The sequence below is a fragment of the Thermodesulfovibrio sp. TK110 genome, from assembly GCF_054658355.1.
The window spans coordinates 1,562,291-1,573,271 of sequence record NZ_BAAHNB010000001.1; the positions used below are offsets into that span (position 1 = coordinate 1,562,291).

Here is a 10,981-nt window from a genome sequence, read left to right on the forward strand (position 1 = left end):
AAAATGAAACCTGCAACAGTATTTATTGTTTTACTCGGACTTGTAAGTCTATTTTCTGATATGACCTATGAGGCTGCAAGAAGTATAACAGGTCCTTTTCTTGCTTTTTTAGGTGCAACTGCTACTGTGGTTGGATTTATTGCAGGTTTTGGTGAGTTTATTGGATATGCACTCAGGCTTTTTGCAGGATGGCTTGCTGACAAAACAGGTAAATACTGGAGTATAGCCATCGCAGGATATTTAATCAATCTTTTGAGCGTTCCTGCATTGGCGCTGGTTGGACAATGGCAGCTTGCAGCTTTATTAATTATGGCTGAAAGAACTGGAAAGGCAATACGAACTCCCTCAAGAGATGCCATGCTAAGTCATGCTACAGTTCAGATTGGTCGTGGATGGGGATTTGGACTTCATGAGGCAATGGATCAGATTGGAGCAATGGTTGGTCCATTGATTGTTGCAGCAGTATTTTATTTTCATGGAGGATACAAAGAAGCTTTTGGAGTATTGCTTATCCCAGCTGCTATTGCAATAAGTATACTAATTTTTGCAAGGTTTCTCTATCCATCACCAAGAGACTTAGAAATATCAAAGCTTCAGATAGAAACAAAGAGCTTGAGCAAAGTCTACTGGCTTTATCTCATAGCAGTTGCTTTAAATGGGGCAGGATATGCTGATTTTCCTTTAATTGCTTACCATTTCAAAAAAGTAGCAACGGTTTCTGAGCATTGGATACCTGTTTTTTATGCTATGGCAATGGGTATTGATGCTCTGGCAGCTTTGATTTTTGGATATCTTTTTGATAAAAAAGGGTTGTCAATACTTATTTTTTCTGTTCTCATCTCAGCAGGTTTTGCTCCGTTTTGTTTTCTTGGTGGATTTTATTCTGCTTTGTTTGGAATGCTACTGTGGGGAATAGGAATGGGAGCTCAGGAGTCTATTATGAGAGCTGCTGTTGCGGTTTTAGTTCCAAAGGAAAAAAGAGGTATTGGATATGGCGTATTCAATACAGGCTATGGTTTATTCTGGTTTTTAGGTAGCACTGCTTTAGGTCTCTTGTATGATTTTTCAGTCTCTGCTTTAGTAGTTTTTTCAGTGCTTCTTCAACTTTCCTCCATACCCTTTCTTATCAGAGTAAGAAAAATGTTACACTAAAAATTAATGAAATGGCTTTTTATATCATATACATCTCCTTCAAACCCTTCAAGGGCAAGGGTTTTTATATGGAGGGAACTCAGAAAGCTTGGTGCTATAAACTATCAAACAGTATGGGTTCTTCCATATTCAAAAGAGATTATTGATAAAGTTCAAAATCTTCAGAAATTTATAGAAAATTATGGTGGGCAGGCTCTTTTAGTAGAAGGTAAGGTTTTAAACAAACAGGATGAAGATAAAATACTCAATGCTTTTGTTGATGCAAGGAACAAAGAATACAAAGAAGTAATTGAAAAATGCGAGGATTTCTTTAAAGAAATATCCTTTGAGATTGAAAGGCAGAATTTTATATTCGCAGAGGTTGAGGAAAATGAAGAAGAACTTGAAAAACTTAAAGCATGGCTTAAAAAAGTAGAAAAAAGAGACTTTGTAAATGCTCCTTTAAAAAAAATAGCAACGGAAAAGATAAAAAAATGTATACGGCTTTTTGAAGAATTTTCAAAAAGAGTCTATAAAGAATCTCAGAAAGAATAAAGTAAATGGAGGTTTTGAAATGAAAACATGGTTTGTATATGTATTTGGTCGATGGATAGTGCTATCAGGTATTGCAGGAGCACTGCTACAGTTTGTTTTAAGTGACTATTTAAAAATACATACAATTCCAGCATTTTTGCTGAATCAGTTTTTACTTGCCAATGTATTCTGGTTTGTTGACAAGGCAATATTTAAATCCCACTTCAACATCCCTGCTTTTTATCCTCTATGGGAAATTAGAAAGAATGTTGTATGTGCTGACTGTGGAAAGATTTGTGAAGGATACAGGGTTGTAAAAACAAAAAACTATGACAGGCTTCATGATCCTGAACCAGAGTTTAGATGCAAAGAATGCAAAGAAAAGAAGTTAGAAGAATTAAGGAAAAGAGGCATAGAAGTATAAAATAAAAAAAAGGTGGAGGATTATGCCTCCACCTTATAACTTAGAGAAAGCTTACTGTTTCTTTTCAGCTGGTTTTTCTTTAGCTTTTTTCTCAGCCTTGGCTGCTACTTTCTTTACGCTCTTTGCTACTGCCTTGCCGTCTTTCTCAGTGTATTTTACTACTACCTTGTCACCAGCCTTTACATCCTTAATCTGCTCGTCTGTTACTGCTATTGTGAGCTCCTGTTTTTTGCTTTTTACTGTGATAGTTTTGCCAACTGTGTCAACAGCTGTAACCTCACCAGTAATGCTTTTTACTTTTTCCTTAGCTGGTTTTTTTGCTGGTTCAGCTGGTTTTGCTGGCTCAGCCTTCTTTGCTGGCTCGGCTGGCTTTGCAGCAGGCTGCTGAGCAAATGCTGCTGTCACTGTGAGAGCAAATACCAATGCCATTACTATTGCTAATATTTTCTTCATCCTCCTTTGTCACCTCCTTTCTTTTCTATTTTTTCAAAGGGATTTCAGTCTTTAGCTCTGAAAATTTGTTATACAAATTTTATGCCAGCCTGTATAAGGCTATTTATCTACCTTTTATTTAATAAAAATTTTCTCATTTGAGGAAATTTCCCCTTTTCGGGAAGTTTTCAGAAAGTCCAAATTTTTCAAGCCTGTACCAGAATGTTTTATAACTCATTCCAAGCAATCTTGCAGCCTTTGCAATGACATAATTGGATTTAACCAGTGCTTTTTTTAAAAGCTCCTTCTCCAGCTCTTCATAGTTTATTCCTTCATCTGGTATATCTATTTCAAAGACATTTTTTGACATGGAAACTTTCAATTCATCCTTAATATCTTTCAGAGTAATTTTTTCTCCTTCGCAAATAATTATTGCTCTCTCAATGACTGTCTCCAACTGTCTTATGTTGCCAGGCCAGGGATAATTAATTAAAGCATCCAGTGCTGAATTATCAATTCCATTAATTCTTTTTCCAAATTCTCTTGAGTATTTTTCAATAAAAAAGTTTACAAGCTCTGGTATATCTTCTTTTCTTTCTCTTAAAGGTGGTATTTCAACTGTTATAACTTTTAATCTGTAATAAAGGTCCTCTCTAAATCTGTTTTTTTCCACCTCTGCAGAGAGATTTTTGTTGGTTGCTGCAATTATTCTCACATCAACCTTGATTGTATCTTTACCTCCAATTCTTCTTACTTCTTTTTCTTGAAGCACTCTGAGAAGCTTAGATTGAGTTGCAAGAGGAATCTCGGCAATTTCGTCAAGAAAAAGTGTACCCTTGTCAGCAGCTTCTATAAGCCCTATTTTCCTTGTATTAGCACCTGTAAAAGCCCCTGGTTCATATCCAAAAAGCTCACTTTCTATTAATGTTTCAGGGATTGCTGCACAATTTATTGCAATGAATGGTTTGTCTCTTCTATAGGAGTTATAATGGATTGCTTTTGCGATAAGTTCTTTTCCTGTTCCTGATTCGCCATATATTAGCACTGTTGCATTTGTGGGAGTTACTTTTTTAACTATATCAAGAACTTGAAGCATTTTTCTGGATTTTCCAATAATGCCATTTATTTTAAATTTTTCGTAAAGCTCTTTTCTCAGCCTCAGATTTTCTTTAATAAGATTCATTCTTTCTTCTGCTTTTTTTACAGTAACTAAAAGAACCTCTTTATCAAGAGGTTTTGTAAGATAATCAAAGGCTCCTTTTTTAATTGCCTCAACTGCTGATGAGATTGTTCCAAATGCAGTAATAACAATTACTGCAGGTTTGAAAGGTTCTTCTGGTAGGCTGCTAAGAATTTCCATTCCATTTTGATTGCCCAGCTTTAAATCAGAAAGAATTATTTCAGGTATGACTTCATTAATTATTTTTCTTGCTTCCTCTAAGCAAGAGGCAGTATAAACATCATAGCCCTCTTCTGAAAGAATTGTTTTGAGAATCTCTCTCTGTAACTGTTCGTCATCCACTACCAATATTGTTGTCATTGATTAAACCGGAATATAGATTTTTACTTCACTACCCTTTCCTAATTTGCTTGAAAATTCTATGGTTCCACCATGCTCTTCTATAACTTTTTTTGCTAAAGGAAGCCCTATTCCAAGTCCTTCTTTTTTAGTAGAGAAAAAGGGTTCAAAAATTTTATCAATAAGCTCTTCAGGCACTCCAGAGCCTGTATCAGATACTGTGATCAGAAGGTTTTCTTCTACAAGCTCTGTTTTAATAAAAAGATTTTTAACTTCAGAATTTTTCATTGCATATACTGCGTTTGTTATAATATTTAAAAGGCAGCTTTTTATCAAATCTACATCAAGATTGAGAGTAAAATCAACTGTGTAGTCTTTATAAATATTAATTCCTTCTTTTTCTGCTGTTGCTTCAATAATTGAGACAACATCATCTATTATCTCTAAAATACTTGCAAATTTTCTATTTAGTTTAAGCGGTCTTGTATATTCAAGATACTCTGTAATGAGATTGTTTACTCTATAGATTTCCTGTTTCATGGCTTCAAGCAGTTTTACATGGTCATTGTTGTTTTTTTCTTCTTTTTTTATTTTTTCTACAAGATGGTCAATGCTTAAGTTTATGAAATTAAGAGGATTTCTTATTTCATGAGCAATTGTACGGCTGAGCTGTCCGATTGCTGCAAGATGTTCTGCTTCTCTAAGTCTTTCCTGTAGCATATGGTTTTCCTTAAGTTTCTGAATCATAAAATTAAAACTTTCTGCTATTTTGCCTATTTCATCTTTCCTGTTAATATCCAGTCTATAATTAAAATCACCCTGTGCAACTTTTATTGCAGCTTCAGTAAGGGCATCAATTGGTCTGGTATATCTTAAAGAAATCATGTAGGTCACTATTATGCCTAAGGAAAATATAATTAAAGTTGTTATGATTCTTTTTATCGCATTGGTTTTTAAAATTTTTGAAAAATCATCTTTATTAATTCTCAGATGAATATATCCATATTGAACATTACCAGCTATTACAGGAACTATTACATTATACACATTTTCTTCTTCAAATACTGGCTCTCCAAGTTCAGCCTTGATTATTAACTCCTTTTTCCTGTGAGTTATTGCTTTGCCTATATTTTGTGGATTTGTGCTTGCGATTATTTCCTGCTTATTGCTAATTATAGAGACCTCTTTTATGCCTTTTGTATTAAGTTTTTTAATATAGTCTGCAAGTTTATTTGAACCACCACGGGTAACCTCTTCAACTCCTATCTGGATCGCTTTTGTAAGATCTGCAGTTTGAGATTCTATTTCTTTTAAAAGTCTTTTTTCAGTCTGAGTATAAAATACATAAAGCGATGACATTAAAGTAAAATTAAGCAAAAGCAGAAGCACAATAAGTTTCCACTTCAGAGAAAGCCTATCAAGGATATTCATAATCATGTATAATGTATTATAGTATGCTTTCAGAAAGAATATCATCTGTCTTTAAAAAAATAACCTATGCTGCTTTAAGAGCAGGTAGAAATCCAGAAGAAATTAAACTTATTGCTGTAACAAAATCTCAAACTATTGATAAAATAAAAGAAGCAGCTCAGCTTGGTTTAAGAGTTTTTGGAGAAAACAGAGTTCAGGAAGCAAAAAATAAAATAGAATCTTTAAAGGAGTTTATGGCACAGTGGAACATGGATATTCAATGGCACATGATAGGGCATCTGCAGAGCAATAAAGCAAAGGATGCTGTCAGCCTTTTTGAATTAATTCATTCAGTGGATTCAGAAAAGCTTGCAGCATTGATAAATAAAGAAGCAGAGAGAATTGGCAAAATTCAAAGAGTTTTAATTCAGGTAAAGTTGTCAGAGGAGGAATCCAAATTTGGAATAAAGCCTGAAGATACAGAAAAATTAATAGAATTTTGCTCTAATCTTCCAAATATTAAAGTAGAAGGACTCATGACAATTCCTCCTTATTTTGAAAATCCTGAAAATGTAAGACCCTATTTTAGAAAGCTGAAGCAGTTAAGGGATTTTTTATCCGATAAATATCCTTTTATTAAAGAACTTTCAATGGGAATGTCTCATGATTTTGAGATAGCCATTGAAGAAGGTGCAACAATGGTAAGAATAGGCACAGCCCTTTTCGGGCAGAGAATAAATTGAGGAGGCAAAATATGATAGGATTTATTGGTGGTGGAAATATGGCTGAAGCCCTTGTAAGAGGGCTTGTTAAAGAGGGTAAAAAAAATATAGTTGTATCTGAACCAATTGATGAAAGAAGAAGATACCTTGAAAACTGTTATGGAGTAAAAACAACACCTTCAAATCGGGAAGTTGTTAATTTATCTGAAATTATTGTGCTGGCAGTAAAACCTCAAAACATAAAAGAAGTTCTTGAAGAGATTAAAGATACTGTTTCTGAGAAACATACTGTAGTTTCAATAGCTGCAGGAATTCCTCTTGAATTCATTCAGAAATATCTTAAAACAGACAAATTAATCAGAGCAATGCCAAATCTGGCAGCCACAGTAGGAGAGGCAGTAACGGTTCTTGCACTTTGTGAGTGTCTTGAGATGAAAATTATAGCTCCTGTTAGAGACATATTTATGAGTGTGGGAAAAGTAATTACACTGCCAGAACAATATATGAATCTTGTCACTGCTTTGTCAGGCAGTGGACCAGGATTTTTATGTTACATAGTTGAACAGTTTATAGATGTGGCAACAGAGCTTGGATTTGCTGAAGACATAGCAAAGGAGCTCATAGTGCAAACATTTATTGGAACAGCAAAGCTCCTTGATAGTGGACTTCCACCTGATAAAATCAGACAGAAAGTAACATCTCCTGGTGGAACAACAGAAGCAGGACTGAAGATTTTATCTCAGGGAGCATTAAGAGAAATAATTTTAAAAACAGTGCAGGAAGCAGCAAAAAGAGCAAAAGAACTCAGCATCCAGGACTGAGGTTGGAAAATGTTTATAATTGGAAATCTTATAATTGCACTTGCAAGTATTTTAGATATTGTATTTACGATTTATACTTTTATCGTTATTATTGCAGCAGTCCTGAGCTGGGTAAACCCTGATCCTTACAATCCTATTGTTAGATTTCTTTATGCAGTTACAGAGCCTGTATTAAGACCCATAAGAAGACTGTTACCCCTGAGACTTCCCATTGATATTTCACCATTAATTCTTCTGCTTTTAATATATTTTTTGCAGAGATTTTTAATCCCAACTCTTATAGAGCTTGGTTACAGAATTAAAGGAGGCATTGTATGAGAATCACACCACTGGACATTCAGCAAAAGCAGTTTAAGGTTAAATTCAGAGGTTTTGATATGGAAGAAGTATACTCTTTCCTTGAGCTTATAAGGGAAGAGTTAGAAGAACTTTTGAAAGAAAATTCCATGCTAAAGGAAAAGGTGGCAATTCTTGAAAATCAGATAGAGGAATACAGAAAGATTGAGCAATCAATCAGAGACACATTGATGACTGCACAGAAGCTCGTTGAAGACTATAAAGCAAATGCTAAAAAAGAGGCTGAACTTATAATTAAAGAGGCTGAAATAAAGGCAGAGAATATCATTAAGGAAGCACAAGAAAAAGTGGTTAAAATTCATGAGGATATTGTGGACCTTAAAGGAATAAGAAGGCATTTTAAAGAAGAGATAAAAAGACTCATAGAGAGTCATTTAAGAATGCTTGAATTTGATAAAGAAAGAGAAGGAGAAGAAGAAAGTGAAATTTAGTTCTCTCAGAGGAATGCAGGATATTATAGAGCAAGTTTACCTGTGGCAGCACATTGAAGAAAATGCCAGAGAAATATTTGAAGTTTACAACTTTAAGGAAATCCGCACCCCTGTGGTAGAAAATGCTGAAATTTTCTTAAGAAGTATTGGTGAGGATACAGATATAGTGGAAAAAGAGATGTACATCTTTAAAGATAAAAAAGGTAGAACTGTTGCTTTAAGACCTGAAGGAACTGCTTCTGTGGTTAGAGCATACATTCAACACAGCCTTTTTAATAATCCAGCCCCGCAGAAGTTTTACTATATTGGTCCAATGTTCAGATATGAAAGACCTCAGAAGGGAAGATTTAGACAGTTTCATCAGATTGGGGTGGAATGTTTTGGAGTAGGCTCTTCATGGATAGATGCTGAATTAATTTATATGGTCAAACTATTTTTTGAGAGATTAAAAATTAAAAATTTAACCTATGAGATAAACTCTCTTGGATGCAAAAAATGTAGATCCGAATACAAAAAACTGCTTTTTAATTTCCTGTCTGATAAACTATCCCTGTTATGCAATGACTGTCAAAGAAGATTTCAAAGGAATCCTTTAAGAGTTCTGGACTGCAAGGTGGAATCCTGCAATGAAGCTCTTAAAACTACTCCCTTAATACTGGATTTTTTATGTGAGGATTGTAAAGAACACTTTCTCAGTTTGCAAAGAGAGCTTGATGAAATGAATATATCCTACACTGTTAATCCAAAGATAGTAAGAGGACTTGACTACTACACAAGGACAGTTTTTGAAGTTACAACCAGTGCTCTTGGTGCACAAAATGCTGTTGCAGCAGGAGGAAGATACGATGATCTTGTTGAGTCCTTTGGCGGACCACCAACTCCAGCAGCTGGATTTGCTATAGGTATTGAAAGATTAATAGAGCTTTGTTCAGCTGGGTTGTCAATACAGCCTAAAAAGCCTCTTGCATATGTTGCTTACATTGGTAGTGAATCCAGAAGAGAAGCAAAAAAAATCATCAATCTTTTAAGAGAAAACAAAATATCCACTGAAACTGCATATGAAGAAGTTTCTTTAAAAAGCCAGATGAGAAAAGCTGACAGGCTGGGTGTTAACATTGTTATAATTATCGGTGAGGATGAAATCAAAAAATCAGTCTATAAATGGAAAAATATGAAAACAGGCTCAGAAGGCGAGTGTTCTTTCAATGAATTGATTGAGTTAATAAGGAGGAGTAATGACCAAATCTAAAGCAGAACTTTTTTTTAAGAAATTTAAAGATAAAAAGATTCTGGTAATTGGTGATATTATTCTTGACAGATATATTTTTGGAAAAGTTTCAAGGATTTCTCCTGAAGCACCTGTTCCAGTGGTTGAGGTTACAGAGGAGTCTTACAGACTCGGAGGAGCAGCAAACGTAGCTAATAATATTACTGCTCTTGGCGGAAAAGCTTATATTTCAGGAATTATTGGGAAAGGTCCTGCTGGAAAAATAGTAAGGGATTTGCTTGAAGAAAAAGGCATCAGCATTGATTATATCTTTGAAGATTCCAGAAAAACCACAGTTAAAACAAGAATAATTGCTGGAAATCAACAAATTGTAAGATTTGATATAGAGGACCGTAAAAGACTTGAAGGTAAAGCAAAAGAAAATTTTCTTTCTATGATAAAAAATGCCTTAAAGGATTTTGATGCTGTAATAGTATCTGATTACAAAAAAGGCGTTGTTTCTGAAGAACTGTTCAGGCTTCTGGTTAATCATAAAAAGAAAAATGGTAATTTTGTTGCTGTTGACCCAAAAGTGGGACATTTTAGACTTTACAAACAGGTATCTCTTATAACTCCAAATATTGCTGAAGCTTCTCATGGAGCAGAAATTGAGATCAAGGATGAAAAAACTCTTATAAAAGCTGGATATAATCTTTTAAAGAAACTTCTTTGCGATTCTGTTTTAATAACAAGAGGAGAAGAAGGCATGAGTCTTTTTGAAAAAAAAGACTCTGATGTTATTGTTACCCATCTTCCAACAGTTGCCAGAAAAGTATTTGATGTAACAGGTGCAGGAGACACTGTAATTGCCACTGTTACACTTGGTTATATTGCAGGTGCTGATATGGTCTCTGCTGCAAAAATAGCCAATGTAGCAGCAGGAATTGTGGTTGGCAAGATTGGAACTGCCACTGCTACACCTGAAGAGATACTGGAAGTTCTGAAAACCCATCCCTATGCATAGAGCTCTTGCCCTTTATTCTGGAGGTCTTGATAGTCTTCTTTCAATAATCATTTTAAAGCAACAGGGCATTGATATAATTGCCTTAAAATTTTTAACAGGCTTTACATCTTTTTTAAAGGAATCTGATTTAAAATATGCTAGGAAGTTCGGCTTTGAAATAAAAGAGATTGATATAAGAGAGAAATTTATTGAAGTTTTAAAAAATCCAGAGTATGGATATGGGAAAAATCTCAATCCCTGTATAGACTGTAAAATTCTCATGCTCAGAGAAACAAAGGAAAGACTTTCAGAATACAATGCCTTATTCGTAATTACAGGAGAAGTGCTTTCACAAAGACCTATGTCACAGAAAAAAGAATTCCTTAAACTTATTGAAAATAAAGCAACATTAAAAGGATTGATTTTAAGACCTCTTTCTGCAAAACTGCTTTCTCCTACAAAACCTGAGGAAGAAGGAATTATTAACAGAGAGCTTTTATACGATATCTGTGGAAGAACGAGAAAACCACAACTTGATTTAGCAAAGAAATTTGGTATTGAAAAACCTCCACAACCAGCAGGTGGATGCTTGCTTACTGATCCAGGCTTTTGTAGAAAAGTGAAAGATCTTATAGAACATAATGAACTTAGTGTAAAGAACATTGAGCTGCTCAAAATAGGAAGACATTTCAGGATTTCAGAAAAATGCAAGGTAATTGCTGGAAGAGATGAAAAGGAAAATGAAGTTCTATTAAGCAAATATCATGGAACATTTATCTATCCCCATGATTTTAAAGGTCCTGTTGTATTAGTTTCTGGAGAGTATTCAGATAAGGATATTGACATGGCAGCATCAATATGTGTGTATTATTCAAAGAGAAAAACTTTGGAGGTTGTTGTCAAAACTGGCAGTACAGAGAAAAGAAAAATTTATGATGCAATTACACAAGACAGAATAGTAAAATACAGACTGTAATAAACACTCTGGAG

The 10,981-nt window shown here is 34.5% G+C and carries 13 protein-coding genes; 10 read left to right on the forward strand and 3 right to left on the reverse strand.

Annotated features, from left to right (window positions below; translation table 11 throughout):
• The first annotated feature begins 3 nt into the window (after nucleotides 1-3).
• Genes ACYQ3X_RS08270 through ACYQ3X_RS08280 form a run of 3 tightly spaced genes read left to right on the forward strand, consistent with a single transcriptional unit; the run spans nucleotide 4 to nucleotide 2,089 of the window.
• Entirely contained in the window at nucleotides 4-1,152 is a 1,149-nt protein-coding gene (locus tag ACYQ3X_RS08270) for an MFS transporter (protein WP_460181335.1), read from the forward strand.
• Nucleotides 1,153-1,158: 6 nt separating this feature from the next.
• On the forward strand, nucleotides 1,159-1,686 hold the full coding sequence (locus ACYQ3X_RS08275; RefSeq protein ID WP_460181336.1) for a Chromate resistance protein ChrB: 528 nt from the start codon (nucleotides 1,159-1,161) through the stop codon (nucleotides 1,684-1,686).
• A 19-nt stretch (nucleotides 1,687-1,705) separates the two neighbouring features.
• Nucleotides 1,706-2,089, forward strand: coding sequence for a hypothetical protein (locus ACYQ3X_RS08280; protein ID WP_460181337.1), 384 nt, complete (start codon nucleotides 1,706-1,708; stop codon nucleotides 2,087-2,089).
• A gap of 51 nt (nucleotides 2,090-2,140) precedes the next feature.
• Here the strand turns inward: ACYQ3X_RS08280 and ACYQ3X_RS08285 are convergent, their stop codons facing one another.
• From ACYQ3X_RS08285 to ACYQ3X_RS08295, 3 genes are all read right to left on the reverse strand, one after another.
• The gene (locus ACYQ3X_RS08285; protein ID WP_460181338.1) at nucleotides 2,141-2,542 is read right to left on the reverse strand and encodes a hypothetical protein; all 402 of its coding nucleotides are present in this window, start codon (nucleotides 2,540-2,542) and stop codon (nucleotides 2,141-2,143) included.
• 133 nt (nucleotides 2,543-2,675) lie between these two features.
• Nucleotides 2,676-4,061: a sigma-54-dependent transcriptional regulator gene (locus ACYQ3X_RS08290; RefSeq protein ID WP_460181339.1), complete on the reverse strand. Its 1,386-nt coding sequence runs from the start codon at nucleotides 4,059-4,061 to the stop codon at nucleotides 2,676-2,678.
• Between the two features lie 3 nt (nucleotides 4,062-4,064).
• Complete coding sequence (locus tag ACYQ3X_RS08295; RefSeq protein WP_460181340.1) at nucleotides 4,065-5,516, reverse strand: sensor histidine kinase; 1,452 nt, start codon at nucleotides 5,514-5,516, stop codon at nucleotides 4,065-4,067.
• Between ACYQ3X_RS08295 and ACYQ3X_RS08300 the strand changes: the two genes are divergently transcribed.
• Genes ACYQ3X_RS08300 through ACYQ3X_RS08330 form a run of 7 tightly spaced genes read left to right on the forward strand, consistent with a single transcriptional unit; the run spans nucleotide 5,495 to nucleotide 10,967 of the window.
• Nucleotides 5,495-6,193, forward strand: a complete 699-nt coding sequence (locus ACYQ3X_RS08300) for a YggS family pyridoxal phosphate-dependent enzyme (protein ID WP_460181341.1) — start codon at nucleotides 5,495-5,497, stop codon at nucleotides 6,191-6,193. The genes ACYQ3X_RS08295 and ACYQ3X_RS08300 overlap by 22 nt on opposite strands.
• Before the next feature lie 11 nt (nucleotides 6,194-6,204).
• Entirely contained in the window at nucleotides 6,205-6,993 is a 789-nt protein-coding gene (gene proC, locus ACYQ3X_RS08305) for a pyrroline-5-carboxylate reductase (protein WP_460181342.1), read from the forward strand.
• 9 nt (nucleotides 6,994-7,002) lie between these two features.
• Nucleotides 7,003-7,311: a YggT family protein gene (locus tag ACYQ3X_RS08310; RefSeq protein WP_460181343.1), complete on the forward strand. Its 309-nt coding sequence runs from the start codon at nucleotides 7,003-7,005 to the stop codon at nucleotides 7,309-7,311.
• Entirely contained in the window at nucleotides 7,308-7,781 is a 474-nt protein-coding gene (locus ACYQ3X_RS08315) for a DivIVA domain-containing protein (RefSeq protein WP_460181344.1), read from the forward strand. The genes ACYQ3X_RS08310 and ACYQ3X_RS08315 overlap by 4 nt, the downstream gene beginning before the upstream one ends.
• Nucleotides 7,771-9,030 (forward strand): histidine--tRNA ligase, encoded by a 1,260-nt coding sequence (gene hisS / locus ACYQ3X_RS08320; RefSeq protein ID WP_460181345.1) that lies wholly within the window; start codon nucleotides 7,771-7,773, stop codon nucleotides 9,028-9,030. The genes ACYQ3X_RS08315 and hisS overlap by 11 nt, the downstream gene beginning before the upstream one ends.
• Entirely contained in the window at nucleotides 9,017-10,012 is a 996-nt protein-coding gene (rfaE1, locus tag ACYQ3X_RS08325; protein WP_460181346.1) for a D-glycero-beta-D-manno-heptose-7-phosphate kinase, read from the forward strand. The genes hisS and rfaE1 overlap by 14 nt, the downstream gene beginning before the upstream one ends.
• A complete protein-coding gene (locus tag ACYQ3X_RS08330; RefSeq protein ID WP_460181347.1) occupies nucleotides 10,005-10,967 on the forward strand; it encodes a tRNA 4-thiouridine(8) synthase ThiI in 963 nt (320 codons plus the stop codon). Before rfaE1 ends, ACYQ3X_RS08330 begins: the two co-directional genes overlap by 8 nt.
• The last annotated feature ends 14 nt before the right edge of the window (nucleotides 10,968-10,981 follow it).

Bases quoted from the DNA above. Each gene is read 5' to 3' on its own strand.
- ACYQ3X_RS08270 (WP_460181335.1), top strand. From the start codon at position 4: ATGAAACCTGCAACAGTATTTATTGTTTTACTCGGACTTGTAAGTCTA.
- ACYQ3X_RS08310 (WP_460181343.1), top strand. From the start codon at position 7,003: ATGTTTATAATTGGAAATCTTATAATTGCACTTGCAAGTATTTTAGAT.
- ACYQ3X_RS08280 (WP_460181337.1), top strand. From the start codon at position 1,706: ATGAAAACATGGTTTGTATATGTATTTGGTCGATGGATAGTGCTATCA.
- proC (WP_460181342.1), top strand. From the start codon at position 6,205: ATGATAGGATTTATTGGTGGTGGAAATATGGCTGAAGCCCTTGTAAGA.
- ACYQ3X_RS08330 (WP_460181347.1), top strand. From the start codon at position 10,005: ATGCATAGAGCTCTTGCCCTTTATTCTGGAGGTCTTGATAGTCTTCTT.
- ACYQ3X_RS08300 (WP_460181341.1), top strand. From the start codon at position 5,495: ATGCTTTCAGAAAGAATATCATCTGTCTTTAAAAAAATAACCTATGCT.
- rfaE1 (WP_460181346.1), top strand. From the start codon at position 9,017: ATGACCAAATCTAAAGCAGAACTTTTTTTTAAGAAATTTAAAGATAAA.
- ACYQ3X_RS08290 (WP_460181339.1), bottom strand. From the start codon at position 4,061: ATGACAACAATATTGGTAGTGGATGACGAACAGTTACAGAGAGAGATT.
- ACYQ3X_RS08315 (WP_460181344.1), top strand. From the start codon at position 7,308: ATGAGAATCACACCACTGGACATTCAGCAAAAGCAGTTTAAGGTTAAA.
- ACYQ3X_RS08295 (WP_460181340.1), bottom strand. From the start codon at position 5,516: ATGATATTCTTTCTGAAAGCATACTATAATACATTATACATGATTATG.
- ACYQ3X_RS08285 (WP_460181338.1), bottom strand. From the start codon at position 2,542: ATGAAGAAAATATTAGCAATAGTAATGGCATTGGTATTTGCTCTCACA.
- ACYQ3X_RS08275 (WP_460181336.1), top strand. From the start codon at position 1,159: ATGAAATGGCTTTTTATATCATATACATCTCCTTCAAACCCTTCAAGG.